Consider the following 18,533-nt stretch of genomic DNA (forward strand, 5'->3'; position numbering starts at 1 on the left):
ACCGACCTATGTTTTCGACAGGACGCGCCGCCTGCGATGCCCCCGTCGCGGCCGGCGGAAGGAGGACGGCCGATGGGCCTCACGGGTCGCTTCAACTTCCGCAAGACCCTCACCGGCAAGCTCGTGCTCCAGGTCGAGACCGAGCGCCGGCCGTGGTGGCCGTTCGGCCGCGGCGGCACGGGCCGCGGCTGGCGCGACGCCGTCCTGTCGGATCTGGCGGCGGTCGAGCTGCAGGCGCTGCTGAACCTGCGCAACAACCCGGGCTACACGCCGCGCAGCCCGGTGGTGTTCATGATGAACACGGCCCGCAGGGCGGGGGAGGCGGCCGAGACGCCCAGGACCGAGGCCAAGGGCGAGACCAGGAACGAACCCAAGGGCGAGGTCGTGGCGCTGGCCAGCCACCGCGCCTCCGCCGGCTGACGCCGCGAGCCCGTCACTCCGCCGCGAGGTCGAGCAGCAGCCGCGTCAGCGCGTCGGGGGCGGTCATCATCGCGTTGTGGCCGGTGGCCATCTCCCGCCAGCCCCAGCCGTCCTGGGCCCGGACCCACTCCTTGACCCCGGCGAGCGCCGGGTAGGCCGGGTCGGTGCAATCGACGTAGGTGCGCGGCCGGCCGGCGCCGATCGGGCCGGCGACCCGCAGCGGGCTCTCGTAGGTGCCGAGCGGGTGGGGCGTCAGGCGCCGCGCCATCCAGGCGGTCAGGTCCGGGTCGGACACCCCGAAGGCGGCGGGCGGCGGCGGCGGCAGGCTGAGGCCGCCGCTCGAGTCCTCGGCGGCGCGGCGGCGGGCCGCCGCGGTCCCGGCCGGGATCACGTCGAACGGCGCCCGGCCGGGCGGGACCACCATCGCGTCGAGATAGACGAGGTGGCGGATCCGCCCGGGCATCGCCTCGGCGACGCCGCTGATCGCGAGGCCGCCGAACGAGTGCCCGACCAGCACGACGTCGTCGAGTTCCTCGGCCTCGATCACGCCGGCGACGTCGCGCACGAAGGTGTCGAGGGTGATGTCCCGCGACAGCAGATGCGCCCGCTCGCCGAGCCCGGTGCAGGTCGGGGCGAAGACCGCGTGGCCCGCCGCCCGCAGCCGGCCGGCGACCCCGCGCCAGCACCAGCCGCCGTGCCAGGCTCCGTGCACCAGCACGAAGCGATGTCCCTCGGATTGGGTCGTCATCGCGGCCTCCCGTCGCCGCCCCAGCAAAGCCCGGCGGGCGGGCGTAGGCAAGCCGGGACGCCATCTGCTAAGCACGCCGCGGCGGGGACGGGCAGGGGCTCCGCGCCGCGCCGGCCCGACGAGGCAGGCGCGGAGCGATCCGGATCGCGCGGCGGACCGGATTGCGGAGCGATCCGCACGATGATGCACGGACACCTCTCATGACCGATCCGACCACGACGCCCCACGCCGACGCGGCGCCGATCCCCACCGGGGTCGCCGGGCTCGACTATATCCTGGAGGGCGGCTACGCCGCCCACCGCGCCCATCTGGTCGAGGGCCGGCCGGGCTCGGGCAAGACCACGCTGGCGCTGCAGTTCCTCCTCGACGGGGCGAAGCTCGGCGAGCGCTGCCTCTACATCACCCTGTCGGAGAGCCGTCGCGAGCTGCTCTCGGTCGCCGGGCGCCACGGCTGGTCGCTCGACGGGATCGAGATCTTCGAGCTGGTGCCGCCGGAGCTGAGCCTCGATCCGACCCAGCAGCAGAGCCTCGTCCACTCCTCCGACCTCGAACTCGGCGAGACGGTCCGGATGGCGATCGCCGAGATCGAGCGGGTCAGGCCGCACCGGGTGGTGTTCGACAGCCTGTCGGAGATCCGGCTCCTGTCCCAGGGCTCCCTGCGCTACCGGCGTCAGGTGCTCGCCCTGCGCAGCTTCCTGCTCGTCCACGACACCACCGCCCTGCTCCTCGACGACCTGACGGCGGAGCAGGACGACCTCAACATGCACAGCCTCTGCCACGCGGTGATCCGGCTGGAGCAGCTCGCCCCGCTCTACGGCGGCGAGCGGCGGCGCCTGCGCGTCATCAAGATGCGCGGCACCCATTTCCGCGGCGGCTTCCACGACTTCCTCATCCGCAGCGGCGGCCTCGTGGTGTTTCCGCGCCTCGTCGCCGCCGACCACGGCGCGACCGGATCCCACGACAGCCTCGCCAGCGGGCTCGACTCCCTCGACGCCCTGCTCGGCGGCGGGCTCGACTACGGCACCGGCACGGTCCTGATCGGACCCTCCGGCGTCGGCAAGTCGACGACCGCCCTGGCGTTCCTGATTCCGGCCCTGCAGCGGGGCGAGCCGGCCCTGATCCTCAGCTTCGACGAGACCACCGGGATCCTGATGCGCCGGGCCGCCGGGCTCGGGATGGACGTCGCGGCCTTCCACGACAGCGGGCTCCTGCGCATCGAGCAGATCGACCCGGCCGAGGTCTCGCCGGGCGAACTCGTCGCGATGGTGCGCGAGGCGGTCGAGGCGCAGGGCGTCCGGGCGGTGCTGATCGACTCGCTCACCGGCTACCACAACGCGATGCCCGAGGAGCAGCACCTGCTGCTCCAGATGCACGAGATCCTGACCTACCTGAACCAGCGCGGCGTCGCCACGATGCTGGTGCTGGCCCAGCACGGGCTGCTCGGCCAGATGTCCGCGGCCGTCGACCTGACCTATCTCAGCGACACCATCCTGCTGTTCCGGTTCTTCGAGGCCGGCGGCCACCTGCGCCGGGCGATCTCGGTGGTCAAGAAGCGGGTCGGACCGCACGAGGACACGATCCGGGAACTTCGTATCGGGCCCAACGGTTTGCGGGTCGGCGCCCCCCTCGCCGCCTTCCGCGGCATCCTCACCGGCGTACCGACCTACGACGGCGAGGGCAGCCGGCTCCTTCCCGACCGGGACCGTGATGAAAGAGAGTGATCCGCCCGTCCTGATCCTGGCCCCGGCGGGACGGGACGCCGCCGTCGCCACCCAGATCCTGACCGAGGCGGGCCTGCGCTCGCGGACCTGCGCGACGCTGCAGGACCTCGTCGCCGGGCTCGACGCGGCGAGCTGCGCCGTCGTCACCGAGGAGGCCCTGCGCGACGCCGCCCGCCACGGACTCGCCGCCTGGGTCGCCGGGCAGGGGCCGTGGTCGGACTTCCCGTTCATCCTGCTGACCCTGCGCGGGGCGCCGCCGGACCCGCGGCTGCTCGACGTGCTGGGCAGCGTCAGCCTGCTGGAGCGGCCGTTCCACCCCGCCACCCTCGTGACGGCGGTGCGCTTCGCGGTGCGGGCGCGCCGGCGCCAGCGCGAGGCCCTGGCCTATCTCGAGGAGCGCCAGCAGACCGCCGAGCGCCAGGGGCTGCTGATCCGCGAATTGCACCACCGGGTGAAGAACACGCTCGCCACCGTGCAGGCGCTGCTCGGCGCCTCGTCGCGCTCGGCGACCAGCGTCGAGGGGTTCTACCAGAGCTTCTCCGCCCGGGTGATCTCGCTGGCCAAGACCCACAACCTGCTCACCGAGGATTACTGGCAGATGGCCTCGCTCCAGGAGATGCTGGAGAACGAGCTCGGCCCCTACAACGATCCCGGCGGGCAGCGCATCGCCCTCGACGGCCCGGCGGTCGACCTGACCGCCGACCTCGCGGTGCCGACCGGCATGGCGATCCACGAGCTCACCACCAACGCCGCCAAGCACGGCGCCCTGTCGGTGCCGGAGGGTCGGATCGCCGTGAGCTGGGACGTGCGCCGCCACGAGAGCTCGCGCCGGCTCACCCTCGACTGGACCGAGAGCGGCGGCCCGCCGGCCAGCGAGCCGACCCGCAAGGGGTTCGGCTCGACCCTGCTGCAGCGGGTGCTGACGATGCAGTGCGGCGCCGACATCCACTTCGACTTCGCCCCGGCCGGCCTGCACTTCCGCATGGAGGCGCCCCTGGTCGAGCACCGCACCGTGCCGCATTACTGAACCGGCCCGGCTTGCCGCCGTGCCCGCGCGCCGCACTTAAGCGCGCAGGACGCCACCGGCGTCCGATGCAGGATGAAGGACGCACGGTCATGGACGGGCACGTCTACGGGGCACTGGGGCAGCCGGGGGTCGGGCTGCTGATGGCGATCGTCATCGGGGCGCTCGCCGGCTGGCTCGCCGAGCAGTTCACCTCCTCGAACATGGGCCTGCTCGCCAACATCGTGCTCGGGGTGATCGGCGGCCTCGTCGGCAACTTCCTGGCGGCGCAGTTCCACATCCCGATCTACGGCTTCTGGCGCAACCTCATCTCGGCGACCGTCGGGGCGGTCATCATCATCACCCTGGTGCGGGCGGTGCGGGGCGGCGGGCCGTCGCGGTACTGAGACGATGTCCGGACGATCCGTTTCGGACATCTACAGCAAGGGGGTGGCGCTGCTCGGTCCGACCGTGGGCGCGAGCTTCGCCGCGCTGGTGCCGGTCCTCGAAGCGTCGCTCCTCCTCGGCGAGGCCCCGCCGGCCGCCTCCCTCGCCGGGCTCGTCGTCGTCACCCTCGGGATGGCGACGATCCTCGCCGGCCCGCGCCGGGAGCCGCGGCCGTCGTGACGGGAGTCTACTCTGCCGCCGCCCCGAGCCCGTCGCGGCTGTCGCCGAGGAACCCGCCGGACTGGCGCTGCCACAACCGGGCGTAGAGGCCGCCGCGGCGCACGAGGTCGGCGTGGCTGCCCTCCTCGACGATGCGGCCCTCGTCGAGCACGATCAGCCGGTCGAGGGCCGCGATGGTCGAGAGCCGGTGGGCGATGGCCAGCACCGTCTTGCCCTGCATCAGGGTGTCGAGGGAGTCCTGGATCGCCGCCTCGACCTGCGAGTCGAGGGCCGAGGTCGCCTCGTCGAGGATCAGGATCGGAGCGTCCTTCAGGATCACCCGCGCGATGGCGATGCGCTGGCGCTGGCCGCCGGAGAGCTTGACGCCGCGTTCGCCGACCTGGGCGTCGTAGCCGGTGCGGCCCTTGTGGTCGGACAGGCCGAGGATGAAGTCGTGGGCGTGGGCGAGCCGCGCCGCCGCCTCGATCTCGGCCTCCCCCGCCCCGGCGCGGCCATACGCGATGTTGTCGCGGATCGAGCGGTGCAAGAGCGAGGTGTCCTGGGTCACCACCGCGATCTGCCGGCGCAGGGACGCCTGGGTCACCCCGGCGACGTCCTGGCCGTCGATCAGGATGCGCCCGCCCTCGAGGTCGTGCAGGCGCAGCAGCAGCGAGGTCAGGGTGGTCTTGCCCGCCCCGCTCGGGCCCACCAGACCGACCTTCTCGCCGGGGCGGATCGTCAGCGACAGGTCCTCGATCACCCCGCCCTCGGCGCGGCCGTAATGGAAGCGGATCCGCTCGAACCGGATCGCCCCGCCGGCGACCGCCAGCTCCGCCGCTCCCGGCCGGTCGACGACGGCATGGGGGCGGGCGATGGTCTGCATGCTCTCCTGGACGACGCCGATGTTCTCGAACAGGCCGCGCACGGTCTGCATCACCCAGCCCGACATCGCGATCAGCCGCAGCACCAGGGCGAGGCCGGCGGCGCCCTCGCCGGTGGTCATCTGCCCGCGCGACCACAGGCCGATCACCGCCGCCGCCGTCGCGACGATCAGCGCGCTGTTGAGCAGCGACAGGACCGAGGTGGTGCGGGTGATGAGCCGGAACGAGTGCAGGTAGGCGTCGGTGTGGGCGGTCGTCGCCTCGCGCACCGCCGAGCGCTCCTCGCGGTCGCGGGCGAACAGCTTGACGGTGAGGATGTTGGTGTAGCTGTCGACGATCCGCCCGATCAGCGCCGAGCGGGTGTCGGCGACCTTCAGCGAGCGCGCCCGCGCCCGGGGCACGAAATGCGCGGTCAGGCCAGCATAGGCGGCGATCCACACCACCACCGGCAGCAGCAGCCACGGGCTGATCGAGCCGAACAGCCCGACCGCCGTGACGGCGAAGATCGCGACGTAGAGCAGGGTGTCGATGACCACGACCGCCAGTTCGCGCACCGCCGGCCCGACCTGCGTCACCCGGTTGGCGAGCCGCCCGGCGAAATCGGCCTGGAAGTACGACAGCGAATGGCCGAGCGTGTAGAGGTGGGTGCGCCAGCGGATCATGTTGGTGGTCTGGGGCACCACCATCTGGTTCGACAGGGCCTCGTGCAGCCAGGACAGGAGCGGGCGCACCACGAGCAGCAGCAGCGCCGCCAGGACGAGGCCGGTGCCGTGCTCGGCCCACAAGGTCTCGGGCCGCGAGCGCGCCAGCAGGTCGACGAACCAGCCCATCAGCAGGTAGAGCGACGCCTCGACGCTGCCGGCGAACAGCGACACGACGAGCAGCGCCAGCAGCGGTCCGCGCACCGGGCGCAGGTAGGTCGCGGCGAAGCCCGAGATCGTGCCGGGCGGCTGGCGCTCCTCGTCGAACGGGGCGAACGAGTCGATGCGGCGCTCGAGCCAGTCGAGGAACATGGGGCCTTCGGTCTCCGCGAGCCCCCGGATCTATTCCGCCTTGACGGCCCGCCAACCGGGGGGCGATGCCGCAGGCATGCTGCGCCTCGCCCTGTACCAGCCGGACATCCCGCAGAACAGCGGCACGATGCTGCGCCTCGCCGCCTGCCTCGGCGCGGCGGTCGAGATCATCGAGCCGGCGGGGTTCGACGTCTCCGACCGGCACCTGCGCCGCTCGGGCCTCGACTATCTCGACCACGTCGCGCTCACCCGTCACCGCTCCTTCGCGGCGTTCGAGGCGTGGCGCGCGGCGGCGGGCGTGCGGCTCGTCCTCGCCACCACAGCGGGCGCGCTGCCCTACACCGCCTTCGGCTTCCGCGACGGCGACTGCCTGCTGGTCGGACGCGAATCGGCCGGGGTGCCCGACGCGGTCCACGCCGCCGCCGACGCCCGGGTGGTGATCCCGCTGCGGCCCGGCCTGCGCTCGCTCAACGTCGCGGTGGCGGCCGGGATGATCCTGGGCGAGGCCCTGCGGCAGGTCGGCGGGTTCGCTCCGGCCGGGTCAGGCTGCCCGCCCGGCTGAGCCGGCCCTCCGGCTGCGCAGCCGGAGGGCGAGGATCAGCATGAAGGCGCCGAACGCGATGGCGTAGCCGCCCATCCAGGTGGTCAGCACGATCAGCGAGGCGGCCGGGCTGACCACGAGGGCGAGGCCGAACAGGATCGACAGCGCGCCGCCCAGCCCCAGCCACCAGCGGCCGTGGTCGAGGTGGAGCCGGAACGCCGCGGCGAGCATCAGGCCGCCGGTGACCAGCGCCCAGGCGGCGAGCAGGTAGACGAAGGCGAGGAGCGCGCTGCCCGGCACCAGGAAGGCGACGACGCCGACCAGGAGATTGAGCAGGCCCGACAGCAGCAGCGTGCCCCAGCGCTCGTGCCGCTCGGCCGCCCGCACCGCCGCGACGATCCCGGCGACGCCGTCGACCAGCATGTAGGCCGAGAAGACGATCACGAGCGTGAGCAGGGTCGCGCCCGGCGAGACCAGTGCGACGATCCCGAACAGGATCGCGAAGGCGCCGCGCAGGGCGATCAGCCACCAGTTGCGGGCGAGCACCGCGCTCATCGCGGCGAGGCAGTCGAGGCCGCCGGGTGGCGGGCCGCCGGCGGGGACGGACGGGATCGGCGTTCCGGTGGGCATGGCATCCTCCGGCCGGCGGGCGACCACGCACCCGGTTCAGCCGGAACGCCGCGGCGACGCTTCCGTTCCGCCAGGCGGACTTGCGTTGGCAGGCCAACACTTCGTCCGCCTGGCTCATTGTTCTGTCGCAGGTTTCTCTCGCAAAAGCGGCAGCCACCTTTGCGAAACCGGCTCAGGCCCGCGCGTAGAGCCGGTCGGCCCGGCTCTCGAAGGCGTCGGTGAACTTGCGGAAGGCGCGGTCGAACATCTTGCCCATCAGGAGGCCGAGGGCGAAGCTCTTGAACTCGTAGGTGATGTAGAAGTCGACCTCGCAGCCGCCATTGGGCGCCTCGCGGAAGGCCCAGCGGTTCTCGAGGTGGCGGAACGGGCCGTCGATGTACTCGGCGACGATCCGGTGGTTGGGGCGGTCGAGGGTGACCCGGGTGGTGAACCGCTCCGAGATCGCCTTGTAGCCCACCCCCATCTCGGCCACGAGGACCTCGGTGCCGTCCGGTCCCTCCTGGCGGCGGATCACCCGCAGGGCGTCGCACAGCGGCAGGAATTCCGGGTAGCGCTCGACGTCGGCGACGAGGTCGAACATCTCGGTCGGGCTGTGGCGGACGGTGCGGGCGGTGCGGAAGCTGGGCATGAATCCAGGGGGGTCCGGGTCAGAGGGAGGCGAGCCGGTCGAGCCGGGCCTGCTTCAGGCGGGCGAAGTCCTCGCCGGCATGGTGCGAGGAGCGCGTCAGCGGGGTCGCCGAGACCAGGAGGAAACCCTTGGCGTAGGCGGTGGTTTCCAGCGCCTTGAACTCGTCGGGCGGCACGAAGCGCATCACCGGATGGTGCTTCTTGGTCGGCTGCAGGTACTGGCCGACCGTGAGGAAGTCGACCTCGGCCGAGCGCAGGTCGTCCATGAGCTGGAGCACCTCGTTGCGCTCCTCGCCGAGCCCGACCATGATGCCGGACTTGGTGAAGATGGTCGCGTCGAGCTCCTTGACCCGCTGGAGCAGGCGCAGGGAGTGGAAGTAGCGGGCGCCGGGCCGCACCGTGAGGTACTTCGACGGCACCGTCTCGAGGTTGTGGTTGAACACGTCGGGCCGGGCCGCGGCCACGACCTCCAGGGCGCCGTCCTTGCGCAGGAAGTCGGGGGTCAGCACCTCGATCGTGGTGCCGGGGCTCTGCGCGCGGATCGCCGCGATGACCGCGGCGAAATGCGCCGCCCCGCCGTCGGCGAGGTCGTCGCGGTCGACCGAGGTGACCACGACGTGGTGCAGGCCGAGCTTGGCCACCGCCTCCGCCACCTTGGCGGGCTCCGCCCCGTCGAGGGCCTGCGGCATGCCGGTGCGCACGTTGCAGAACGCGCAGGCCCGGGTGCAGGTGTCCCCCATGATCATGAAGGTGGCGTGCTTCTTCTCCCAGCACTCGCCGATGTTGGGGCAGCCGGCCTCCTCGCAGACGGTGACGAGCTTGTTCTCGCGCACGATGCGGTTGGTCGCCGCCCATTGCGGCGAGCCCGGCGCCTTGACGCGGATCCAGTCGGGCTTGCGCTGGATCGGCTGGTCGGGCCGGTGCGCCTTCTCCGGGTGGCGCGGCCGCTGGTCGTTGCGCAGGAGATCGAGGACGACAGCCATGGGGATTCCGGACAGGCGGGGCCCGGCGAGCCCATCGCCGCGGCAACCGGCCTGACTTAAGGGCTTCCCGCCGCCGGGGCAAATGGGGCGTGACGCGCCGCCGCGCGTGACGGGCCGGCGCTCCCCGGCCGCGACCGGGACCGTCGCAACGGCACCGCCCGGCGGCGATGCTCACACCTCCAGCCACTCCCTGCGCACCGCGTCGTTGGCCATCAGGGCGTCGGGGGCGCCCTCGAACACGACGTGGCCGTGGCCCATCACGTAGAGGCGGCGCGACAACTTGAGGGCGATGGTGAGCTTCTGCTCGACCAGCAGCACCGCGACGCCCCGCGCCGCGATCTCGCCGATCAGCTCGGCCACCCGCGTCACCATCTGGGGCGACAGGCCCTCGGTCGGCTCGTCGATCATGATGAGGTCGGGGTCGCCCATCAGCGTGCGGCAGATCGTGAGCATCTGCTGCTCGCCGCCCGACAGCACGCCGCCCGGCGTGTCGATGCGCTCCTCCAGCCGGGGAAACAGCCGGAAGATGTCGGCGTAGGTCCAGCGCGGCTCGCGCCGGCCGCTCTTCTCGCCGAGCGCGAGGTTCTGGCGCACGGTGAGCTTGGGGAAGATCGCCCGCTCCTCCGGCACGTAGCCGAGGCCGCGCCGGGCGATGGCGTAGGGGCGCAGGCCCGCGATCGGCTGGCCCTTGAACCGGATCGTGCCGCGGGGCGGCACGTCGCCCATGATCGCCTTCAGGGTCGTCGAGCGCCCGACACCGTTGCGGCCGAGGATCGACACGATCTCGCCGGTCCCGACCGTGAAGCTGACGCCCTGGAGGATGTGACTCTTGCCGTAGAAGGCGTGCAGGTCCTCGACCTCCAGCAGCGCCGGGGCGGCCTCTGCGGCGGTGGCGGGACGCGGGGCGTGGGCGACGCTCATGCGGCCACCGTCCCGAGATAGGCTTCCTGCACGGCGCGGTTCTCCCGGATCCGGTCAGGCGTGTCGGTCGCGATGATGCGGCCGTAGACCAGCACCGAGATGCGGTCGGCGAGCCCGAACACCACCGCCATGTCGTGCTCGACCATCAGCAGCGTGCGGCCGCGGGTGACGTCGCGGATCAGCGCCAGGGCGTGGGCGCTCTCGCTGTGGCTCATCCCGGCCATCGGCTCGTCGAGGAGGATCACCCCGGCATCGCCCGCGATGGTGATGCCGATCTCGAGCGCCCGCTGGTCGGCGTAGGCCAGCATCCCGGCCGGCGTCGCGGCGCGGTGGCCGAGGCGGATGCGCTCGAGGATCTGCGCCGTGCGCTCGGCGACGCCGGGCAGGCGCTCGACGCTGCGCCAGAACGACGGCCGGTAGCCCATCGCCCGCAGCACCGCGCAGCGCACGTTCTCCCACACGCTGAGCTTGGGGAAGATGTTGGTGACCTGGAAGCTGCGCGCCAGCCCCCGGGCGACGATGCGCGAGGGCGGCTGCCCGGTGATGTCCTCGCCGTCGAGGCGGATCGTGCCGTCGGACGGGGAGAGCCGCCCGCTGATGAGGTTGAACAGCGTCGACTTGCCGGCGCCGTTGGGGCCGATGATCGCGTGGCGCTCGCCCGGCGCCACCGCGAGGTCGACGCCGTTGATGATCCGGGTGGCGCCGAAGCTCTTGGTCACCCCGGCGAGTTCGATCGCGGGCGCGCTCATCGGCGGGCCTCCTCGGCGCCAGGCGTCGCGTCGTGCCAGGCCGCCACCACCCGCCCCCAGGTCGCCCGGAAGGCGAGGAAGCCGCCGCCCGCCATCGCGATCGCGACGAGCCAGGGCAGGGGCGAGGCGGCGTCGAAACCGATCCCGAGAAGCGACATCGCGGTGCCCTCGCCGGCCTTGACCAGCAGGCGGAAGCTCATCTCGATCAGCGCGATCCCGCCGGCCAGCATCACCAGCGCCGGGACCAGCGCGAGGGCGTAGGCCGGGATCAGCCGGTGGGCGGTGCCGGCGCGCAGGAGCGGCCCGTGCATCAGCGCGAGGCCGGCGAGGCCGCCGGGGGCGAACATCACGATGGCGATGAACAGCAACCCGAAATAGAGCTGCCAGATCTCGGTCAGGTCGCTGAGCGAGACCTGGAGCATCGTGACCACCACCGCGCCGACGACCGGGCCGACGAAGTGGCCGACGCCGCCGATGAAGGCGGCGAGCAGCACCACGCCGGACTGGTGGACGCTGAGATAGGCCGAGTTGGCGATCTCGAAGTTGATCGCCGCGAGCGCCCCGGCGACGCCCGCGAAGGCGGCCGACAGCGAGAAGGCGGCGTAGCGGATCCAGCGCGGCTCGTAGCCGATGAACTCGACCCGCTCCGGGTTCTCGCGCACGGCGTTGCACAGCCGGCCGAGCGGCGTGCGGGTGATGGCGTACATCAGCAGCGCGCAGACCAGCGCCCAGGCGGCGATGAGGTAGTAGACCTGGAGCTGCGGCCCGAAGCTGAGGTCGAACACGCGCAGCATCTTGGTGCGGTTGGCGGTGATGCCCTCCTCGCCGCCGAACACGCTGCGCAGGATGTTCGAGCCGGAATGGACCAGCTCGACGATCCCGAGCGAGATCATCGCGAACACCGTACCGGCCCGGCGGGTCGAGACCAGCCCGAACAGGAGCCCGAAGGCGAGCCCGGCCAGCCCGCCGACGAGGGGGATCAGCGGCAGCGGCACCGGCCAGCGGCCGAGGGCGACCGCGTTCATCGCGTGCACGGTCGCGAAGGCGCCGAGCCCGTAATAGACCGCGTGGCCGAAGGACAGCAGACCCGTCTGGCCGAGCAGCATGTTGTAGGACAGGGCGAACACCACCATGATGCCCATCAGGCTCATCAGGGTGAGGGCGGTGCCGCTGGTGAAGACCAGCGGCGCGGCGGCGGCGATGGCCGCGGCGACGAGCCAGGGCAGGGCGGTGGCGACGAGGCCGGCCCCCCTGGGCCGCGCCACGGCGGGCGCCGCGCCGCCGGAGGCCCAGGCGACGTCCGGGATGGTGGGGGCGTCGCTCATGCCTCGCGGTTCCCGAGCAGGCCGGTCGGCCGCGCGATCAGCACGAGGACCAGCAGCAGGTAGGGGATGATCGGCCCGATCTGGGCGATGGTGACGGTCCACAGGTCGCCGGCGATGCCCTCGCCCGGCGCCGCGGTGATGCCGAGCGCCTCGGCGACGCTCGCCACCGAGACGTCGAGGGAGATCGCGAAGGTCTGGACGAGGCCGATCAGCAGCGAGGCCACGAAGGCGCCGGTGAGCGAGCCCAGCCCCCCCACCACCACGACCACGAACAGGATCGGGCCGAGCAGGCCGGCCATGTTGGCCTGGGTGACGAGGGCGGGCCCGGCGATGACGCCGGCCACCGCCGCGAGCCCGGTGCCGAGGCCGAAGACCAGCATGAACACCTTCGGCACGTCGTGGCCGAGCATCGCCACCATGTTGGGATGGGTCAGCGCCGCCTGGATGATGAGCCCGACCCGGGTCCGGGTCAGCGCCAGCAGCAGGCACAGGAAGATCACCACCGAGACCCCGAGCATGAACAGCTTGTAGGCCGGGTAGTTGGTGGCGAAGATGGTGAAGGCCGGAAAGTCGAGGGCGGCCGGGACGCGGTAGTCGACCGGCAGCTTGCCCCACACCATCTGCACCACCTCCTCGACCACGTAGGCGAGGCCGAAGGTGAACAGCAGTTCGGGGACGTGGCCGTGGCGGTGGACGTGGCGCAGCCCGTAGCGCTCGACCAGCGCGCCGATCCCGCCGACCAGCACCGGCGCGACCACGAGGGCGACCCAGAACCCGGTGAAGCGGCTGATCTGGTAGCCGAAGAACGCGCCCAGCATGTAGAAGCTGGCATGGGCGAAGTTGAGCACGCCCATCATGCTGAAGATCAGGGTCAGGCCGCTCGCCATCAGGAAGAGCAGCATCCCGTACAGCACGCCGTTGAGCGTCGAGACGAGGACGAGTTCGAGCACGCGGGGTCTCCTGCCGGGGCCTACCCCCGTGGCGGGCCGGGGGCCGGTGGCGGCCCCCGAGATGCCGGGCCTCAGCTCGGGCGGTCCATCTTGCAGGTGGTCGGGATCACGCTGTCCTGGGCGCTGACCTCGCCGGCGCCGGTCCAGCCCCAGCCGGTATTCTCGGAATCGAGCACCTTGCCGGTGTCGACCGGGCCGAAGCGCGAGATGTAGATCGTCTGGAACAACTGGTGGTCGTCGGGACGCATGAAGCTGTCCTTGCCGTACATCGTGTCGTTGTGGATCGACTCCATCGCCTTGGCGATCGCCTTCGGGTCGGTCGACTTCGCCTGGAGCGTGGCCTTGGCCAGGATGTTCATCAGGTTGATGACCCGCGGGTAGGTCAGCTCCTGGCCGGCCTTGGCCCGGAAGGCGACCTCGATGTCGTGGCCCTCCTTCGAGGGCACGTTGGCGTAGCCCTCGGCGATCTGGAACACCTTGTCGGGCAGGTTGGCCTGCTTGATCGCCGTCGGGCCGCCGGTGCCGCCGCCGTAATAGGTGTAGAAGTTGGCCTGCAACCCGGCATCGCCCGCCGCCTTGAGCAGCAGCGCCATGTCCTGGGCCCAGTTGCCGGTGATGACGGAATCGGCGCCCGAGGCCTTGATCTTGGCGATGTAGGGCGAGAAGTCGTTGACCTTCTGCAGCGGCGCGACCTCGTCGCCGACGATCTGGATGTCGGGACGCTTCTGCTTCAGCATCGCGCGGGCGGCGCTGCGCACCGCCTGGCCGTGCGAATAGTCCTGGTTGATGAGGTAGACCTTCTTGACCTCGGGCTTGTCCTTGATGAAGTTCGTCAGCGCCGCCATCTTGATGTCGGAATTGGCATCGAAGCGAAAATGCCAGTAATTGCATTTGGCATTGGTCAGCGCCGGATCCACCGCGGCATAGTTGAGGTAGATGACCTCCTTGCCGGGATTGCGGTCATTGTACTTGCCGACGAAGTCGATGATCGCCGCCGCGACGCTGGAGCCGTTGCCCTGCACCACCACCCGGGCGCCGGCATCGATCGCCTTCTGGAGCTGGACGAGGCTCTCTTGCGGGTTGAGCTTGTTGTCGTAGCCGGTGACCTCGAGCTTCAGGTCCGGGTTCTTGGCGTTGAGGGTGTCGGCCATGAACTGGAAGGTCTTGAGGCCGGATTCGCCGGTGCTGGCGCCGCCGCCCGACAGCGGGTCGACGAACGCAATCTTGAGGTTCATCGGCGCCGCGAGGGCCGGAACCGCCGCGACCAGCCCGGCCAGGGCCACGAGACCGGCGACGGTTCTGCGCGCGAATGTCTGACGCAAGGCGATGTCCTCCCGACGACGTTTCCTCGATACTCCGCCGCGGTCCGGCCCACCGTGTTCGGTGTCGCCGTCTCGCGCGGGGGCGCAACCCGCCGGCTCTGCCGGCCGTTGCGGGTCTCGCCCGGAGCGAGAACCTGCCCGCCGCCCCTCGGGCGGTCAAGTGGCGAAATGCCGGTCCGCAATGCGAAACAGGTTGCCGAACCGCTGCCGGCCGGTCAGGGTGTCGCCCGGGAAACCGGGATGAACGCGGGGGCGGTCGGCAGCATGGCACGGGGCGTGGCACGTATCCCGGTGCGGATCCCGACATCCGCGGCCGTGGCGATGCGGGATGTCGGGGCGTCCGGGGCGGTCGCGGCGCCGGACGGCGAGGACGGCGACCGCCAGTTCGTCACCGCGCTCGCCCGCGGCCTGCAGGTGCTGCGCGCCTTCCGGGACGCCGCCGAGACCCTCGGCAACCGCGAGATCGCCGCCCGCACCGGGCTGCCGAAGCCGACCGTGTCGCGGCTGACCCACACGCTGCTGACCCTCGGCTACCTCGTCCACGACGACGGCGAGCGCTACGGCCTCGGGCCCGCGGTGCTGGCGCTCAGCGCCGCCTTCCTGCGCCAGAACTCGTTCCCGCAGCTCGCCAGGCCCCACCTCCAGGACCTCGCGACGGCCGTCCAGGCCCACGTGGCGCTCGGGCTCCTCGACGGGGTGCACAGCGTCTACATCCAGCTCTGGCGCGGCGCCGGCCAGACCATCACCCTGTCGCGGGAGGTCGGCTTCCACCTGCCGCTCGCCCGCAGCGTGATGGGCATGGCGATGCTCGCCGGGATGGAGGAGGGCGAGCGCGGGGCGATGATCGAGCGGCTGCGCCGCGACAGCCCGGCCGAGGACCGGCCGCGGCTCGACGCCACCATCGCCCGCTGCCTGCGCGAGGTCGAGGAGCACGGCTTCTGCGTCGGCGTCGGGGTCTGGCACCGGGACATCAACGCGGTCGCGGCGCCGGTCCACAGCCCCGGCGCCCGCGGGCTGTTCGCCGTCAACGTCAGCGGTCCGGCCTTCCTGCTGACCGAGACGGTTCTGCGCACCGATACCGGCCCCAAGCTCCTCGCCGCGATGGCCCGGATGCGGGCGCTGGGCATCGTCGACTGATCCCGGGACATTCCTCCGAGCCTGGACAGGCCCGCCGGCGCCTGCCAGTGTCCTGCGAAACACGATTTCGCAGGGTGGAACGTCCATGATCAGCGCGGATCTGAAGGGCCGGAGCGTCCTCGTCACCGGCGGCGCCTCCGGCATCGGGCTCGCCGCCGTCACGCTGTTCGCCCGCAGCGGGGCGAGCGTCGTGCTCAACCACCTCGCCGACGATCCCCGCGGCCCCGACGCCGCGGCCCGGCTCGCCGCCGAGGGGCTGGCGGTGCGGGCGCTCGCCGGCAACGTCGCGGTGGCGGGAGAGGCCGAGGCGATGGTCGCCGCGGCGATCGACGGCCTCGGCGGGCTCGACGTGCTCATCAACAACGCCGGCACCCCCGGCACCACGACGCCGATCGAGTTCACCGACCTCGACGCGATGACGGAAGAGTTCTGGCAGACGATCCTGACCACGAACCTGATCGGGCCGTATCGCTGCGCCCGGGCGGCGGCCCCGGCGCTACGCCAGCGGCGCGGTGCCATCGTCAACACCGCCTCGGTGGCGGGGCTCGGGCGGCGCGGCTCCAGCATCGCGTACTCGGCCGGCAAGGCCGGGCTGGTGAACCTGACCCGCAACCTCGCCCTGGCGCTGGCGCCGGAGGTGCGGGTGAACGCGGTCGCCCCGGGGCTCGTCGAGACGCCGTGGACCGACCAATGGCCGGCCGAGCGCAAGCAGGCGACCGTGGCGCGCACGATGCTGGCCCGCCTCGCCAAGCCGGAGGACATCGCCGAGACGATGCTGTTCCTGGCCGCGGGGGCCGGCTACATCACCGGCGAGACCCTGGTGGTGGACGGCGGCACGATGTGAGCCGGGGCGGGGAGGGCGGCATGAAGGGAGGCTCGGGACGGATCGGTCGCGCGGCTCTCCTCCTGGCCGCTCTCGCGGTGCCGGTGGCGACCGCGGGCGCCACCCCCGGGCCGACCGACCGGCGGGTGCCGCTGGAGCCGACATTCTGGCCGTTCACCGCGATCGGCCGGGTCAACGTGGTGACCGGGCCGGGTCATCGCGGTCACTGCACCGGCACGCTGGTCGGGCCGCGCCACGTCCTCACCGCCGCCCACTGCTTCTACGACGCCCGCCTCGCCACGATGGTGAAGCCGCATCAGGTCCACTTCGTCGCCGGTCAGGCCCGCGACCGCAACGGTGGCTCGTCCGTCGCGTCCGCAATCCGGGTCGCCCCCGGCTTCGACCTGCGCCCGACCGCCGAGGCGCCGCCCGGGGCGATCCCCCCGGGCATGCTCGGGCGCGACTGGGCGATCGTCACCCTGGCCGAACCGATTCCGGGCGTGAGGCCGGTGCGGGTGCGCCCGCTGCCCGGCGCCGCGCTGCCCGATGCGGTACCGGGCGCGGTGGTCGCGCTCGCGGGCTACGCCCGCGACCGTCCCTACCTGCCGTCGATCCACCGCGGCTGCTCGGCCCGCCTCGACACGCCGGAGCCCGGCCTGCTGGCGAGCCGGTGCGAGTCGCTGCCCGGCGAATCCGGCTCGGCGGTGCTGCTGCTGTCGGACGACGGCGGCGCGACGATCGTCGGCATCCAGACCGCGATCCGCCAGGGCGGCGGCGACGCCGCGACCGGGCTCGGCGTCGCCGCCGGGACCTTCGCGCCGGCGCTGGAGGCGGCGCTCAAGGAGTAGAGTATCAGGCGCCGAATCGCGCCAGCACCACCCGGGTGTCGCCATAGCTGCGGCGCTCCAGCTCGACGAAGGCGCCCGGCAGCGCCAGGGCCGCATCCGCCGCCTCCTCGACCACCACGAACGCGCCCGGCGCGAGCCAGCCGCCCTCGGCCGCCGCGGCGAGCGCCGGGGGGGCGAGGTCGCGGCCGTAGGGCGGGTCGCAGAAGACGAGGCCGAACGCCTCGCCGGGCGGGGCCGGGCCGAGGCGGGTGGCGTCGCGGCGGAACAGGCGGGTGGCGCCCTCCAGCCCCAGCGCCTCGACGTTGGCGCGGATGACGCCGCGCGCCTCGGCGCCCTGGTCGACCAGGAGCGCGAAGGCGGCCCCGCGCGACAGGGCCTCAAACGACAGCGCCCCGGTGCCGGCGAACAGGTCGAGCACCCGAACACCCGCGACCGGATCATCGTAGGCATGGGCCAGGACGTTGAACAGCGCCTCGCGCAGGCGGTCGGTGGTGGGGCGGATCGCGTCGCCGCGCGGCCCGGTCAGCGCCCGGCCGCGCAGCCGCCCCCCGACGATGCGCAAGGCTCAGCCCCGCGGCGGACGCGCGCCGCCGGGACGGCCGCCGCGGGAGCCGCCGCCCGGGCGACCGCCGCCGCCGGACTTGAACCCGCCCGGCTTGCCGCCGGGACGGCCGCCTCCGGGCTTGCCGCCGAAGGACTTGTCACCCCCGAAGGACTTGCCTTCCCCAAAGGACTTGCCTCCAGAGGATCTGCCCCCAAAAGACTTGCCGCCAGCCCCCTTGCGCGGCCCGCCCGGGCCGCCGCCGTCCTGGCGGAAGCCGCGGGACGGACGATCGTCGCCGCCCCGGGCGTCGTCGCGGCGGAATGCGCCCTTCGGCGCCCCCTTGGCGGCACCCCTCGGGGCGCCTCGCGACTCGCGCTCGCCCGTCTCGCCGCCGGAGCGCCCGCCATACGACCGCTTGCCGCCGGTACCGGCCCCGCGCTCGCGGGAGCCGCCCTCGTCGCGCGGTCGGCGCGGCGGCCGGCCCTCGCCGCCCTCGCCGTCGTGCGAGCGGAACCTGGTGCGCCGGTGCGGGGCGGCCTCCTCCTGCGGGGGCGCGACCAGCCGCTCGACCACCACCCGGCGCTCGCCGCTGGCGATGGCGCCGACGCGCTCGCGCGGGCGCTCGGCCGAGGCGGCGCGGGCCTGCTGCGGGTCGGCGCCGCGCCGGGGGATCCGGGGGCGCTGCGACGGCTCGCGCTCCGCCGCCTCGTCGCGCCAGCCCCGCCGCTGCGGCGCGTTCGG

At 72.7% G+C, this 18,533-nt stretch carries 20 protein-coding genes and 1 pseudogene; 9 read left to right on the top strand and 12 right to left on the bottom strand.

The genetic code is table 11. From position 1 onward, the window contains the following. Nucleotides 1-72: 72 nt before the first annotated feature. Nucleotides 73-420: a hypothetical protein gene (locus tag EOE48_RS23765; RefSeq protein ID WP_246154766.1), complete on the top strand. Its 348-nt coding sequence runs from the start codon at nt 73-75 to the stop codon at nt 418-420. Between the two features lie 13 nt (nt 421-433). Here the strand turns inward: EOE48_RS23765 and EOE48_RS23770 are convergent, their stop codons facing one another. Beyond that, complete coding sequence (locus tag EOE48_RS23770) at nt 434-1,168, bottom strand: alpha/beta fold hydrolase (protein WP_127733369.1); 735 nt, start codon at nt 1,166-1,168, stop codon at nt 434-436. Nucleotides 1,169-1,368: 200 nt separating this feature from the next. On the opposite strand from EOE48_RS23770, the gene EOE48_RS23775 reads away from it, so the two are divergent. From EOE48_RS23775 to EOE48_RS23790, 4 genes are all read left to right on the top strand, one after another. Then, nucleotides 1,369-2,889 carry an ATPase domain-containing protein gene (locus EOE48_RS23775; protein WP_127733370.1) on the top strand — a complete coding sequence of 507 codons (1,521 nt, stop codon included), beginning with the start codon at nt 1,369-1,371 and terminating at the stop codon, nt 2,887-2,889. Next, the gene (locus EOE48_RS23780; protein WP_127733371.1) at nt 2,876-3,916 is read left to right on the top strand and encodes a sensor histidine kinase; all 1,041 of its coding nucleotides are present in this window, start codon (nt 2,876-2,878) and stop codon (nt 3,914-3,916) included. Before EOE48_RS23775 ends, EOE48_RS23780 begins: the two co-directional genes overlap by 14 nt. Nucleotides 3,917-4,005: 89 nt before the next feature. After that, a complete protein-coding gene (locus EOE48_RS23785; RefSeq protein WP_127733372.1) occupies nt 4,006-4,299 on the top strand; it encodes a GlsB/YeaQ/YmgE family stress response membrane protein in 294 nt (97 codons plus the stop codon). Nucleotides 4,300-4,303: 4 nt separating this feature from the next. After that, nucleotides 4,304-4,519: a hypothetical protein gene (locus EOE48_RS23790; RefSeq protein WP_127733373.1), complete on the top strand. Its 216-nt coding sequence runs from the start codon at nt 4,304-4,306 to the stop codon at nt 4,517-4,519. Nucleotides 4,520-4,526: 7 nt separating this feature from the next. Here EOE48_RS23790 and EOE48_RS23795 read toward each other — a convergent pair whose 3' ends face one another. Then, nucleotides 4,527-6,392, bottom strand: coding sequence for an ABC transporter ATP-binding protein (locus EOE48_RS23795; RefSeq protein WP_127733374.1), 1,866 nt, complete (start codon nt 6,390-6,392; stop codon nt 4,527-4,529). 76 nt (nt 6,393-6,468) lie between these two features. Between EOE48_RS23795 and EOE48_RS23800 the strand changes: the two genes are divergently transcribed. Then, entirely contained in the window at nt 6,469-6,954 is a 486-nt protein-coding gene (locus tag EOE48_RS23800) for a tRNA (cytidine(34)-2'-O)-methyltransferase (RefSeq protein WP_127733375.1), read from the top strand. Here the strand turns inward: EOE48_RS23800 and EOE48_RS23805 are convergent. From EOE48_RS23805 to EOE48_RS23840, 8 genes are all read right to left on the bottom strand, one after another. Then, entirely contained in the window at nt 6,934-7,563 is a 630-nt protein-coding gene (locus EOE48_RS23805) for an HdeD family acid-resistance protein (protein WP_127733376.1), read from the bottom strand. The two genes, EOE48_RS23800 and EOE48_RS23805, sit on opposite strands and share 21 nt — an antisense overlap. Nucleotides 7,564-7,735: 172 nt before the next feature. Further along, a complete protein-coding gene (locus tag EOE48_RS23810) occupies nt 7,736-8,191 on the bottom strand; it encodes a type II toxin-antitoxin system RatA family toxin (RefSeq protein ID WP_127733377.1) in 456 nt (151 codons plus the stop codon). Between the two features lie 19 nt (nt 8,192-8,210). Further along, on the bottom strand, nt 8,211-9,173 hold the full coding sequence (gene lipA / locus EOE48_RS23815) for a lipoyl synthase (protein WP_127733378.1): 963 nt from the start codon (nt 9,171-9,173) through the stop codon (nt 8,211-8,213). A 171-nt stretch (nt 9,174-9,344) separates the two neighbouring features. After that, nucleotides 9,345-10,040: an ABC transporter ATP-binding protein gene (locus EOE48_RS23820; RefSeq protein ID WP_127733387.1), complete on the bottom strand. Its 696-nt coding sequence runs from the start codon at nt 10,038-10,040 to the stop codon at nt 9,345-9,347. Between the two features lie 50 nt (nt 10,041-10,090). Then, nucleotides 10,091-10,843 (bottom strand): ABC transporter ATP-binding protein, encoded by a 753-nt coding sequence (locus EOE48_RS23825; protein ID WP_127733379.1) that lies wholly within the window; start codon nt 10,841-10,843, stop codon nt 10,091-10,093. Continuing rightward, on the bottom strand, nt 10,840-12,168 hold the full coding sequence (locus EOE48_RS23830; RefSeq protein ID WP_127733380.1) for a branched-chain amino acid ABC transporter permease: 1,329 nt from the start codon (nt 12,166-12,168) through the stop codon (nt 10,840-10,842). The genes EOE48_RS23825 and EOE48_RS23830 overlap by 4 nt, the downstream gene beginning before the upstream one ends. Beyond that, nucleotides 12,165-13,118: a branched-chain amino acid ABC transporter permease gene (locus EOE48_RS23835; RefSeq protein ID WP_127733381.1), complete on the bottom strand. Its 954-nt coding sequence runs from the start codon at nt 13,116-13,118 to the stop codon at nt 12,165-12,167. The genes EOE48_RS23830 and EOE48_RS23835 overlap by 4 nt, the downstream gene beginning before the upstream one ends. Before the next feature lie 71 nt (nt 13,119-13,189). Then, complete coding sequence (locus tag EOE48_RS23840) at nt 13,190-14,353, bottom strand: branched-chain amino acid ABC transporter substrate-binding protein (protein WP_187371523.1); 1,164 nt, start codon at nt 14,351-14,353, stop codon at nt 13,190-13,192. A 408-nt stretch (nt 14,354-14,761) separates the two neighbouring features. On the opposite strand from EOE48_RS23840, the gene EOE48_RS23845 reads away from it, so the two are divergent. The 3 genes from EOE48_RS23845 (at nt 14,762) to EOE48_RS23855 (ending at nt 17,248) form a co-directional block, all read left to right on the top strand. Then, a complete protein-coding gene (locus tag EOE48_RS23845; RefSeq protein WP_127733388.1) occupies nt 14,762-15,577 on the top strand; it encodes an IclR family transcriptional regulator in 816 nt (271 codons plus the stop codon). 85 nt (nt 15,578-15,662) lie between these two features. Next, nucleotides 15,663-16,421 (top strand): SDR family NAD(P)-dependent oxidoreductase, encoded by a 759-nt coding sequence (locus EOE48_RS23850; protein WP_127733383.1) that lies wholly within the window; start codon nt 15,663-15,665, stop codon nt 16,419-16,421. Nucleotides 16,422-16,441: 20 nt separating this feature from the next. Then, entirely contained in the window at nt 16,442-17,248 is an 807-nt protein-coding gene (locus EOE48_RS23855) for a trypsin-like serine peptidase (protein ID WP_127733384.1), read from the top strand. A gap of 4 nt (nt 17,249-17,252) precedes the next feature. On the opposite strand, the gene rsmD is transcribed toward EOE48_RS23855, so the two are convergent. Beyond that, on the bottom strand, nt 17,253-17,810 hold the full coding sequence (gene rsmD / locus EOE48_RS23860) for a 16S rRNA (guanine(966)-N(2))-methyltransferase RsmD (protein ID WP_127733385.1): 558 nt from the start codon (nt 17,808-17,810) through the stop codon (nt 17,253-17,255). A gap of 3 nt (nt 17,811-17,813) precedes the next feature. Further along, nucleotides 17,814-18,533 (bottom strand): annotated as a pseudogene (locus tag EOE48_RS29345) (pseudouridine synthase); the annotation flags it as partial.

It is taken from the genome of Methylobacterium oryzihabitans (assembly GCF_004004555.2).
Taxonomy (GTDB): domain Bacteria; phylum Pseudomonadota; class Alphaproteobacteria; order Rhizobiales; family Beijerinckiaceae; genus Methylobacterium; species Methylobacterium oryzihabitans.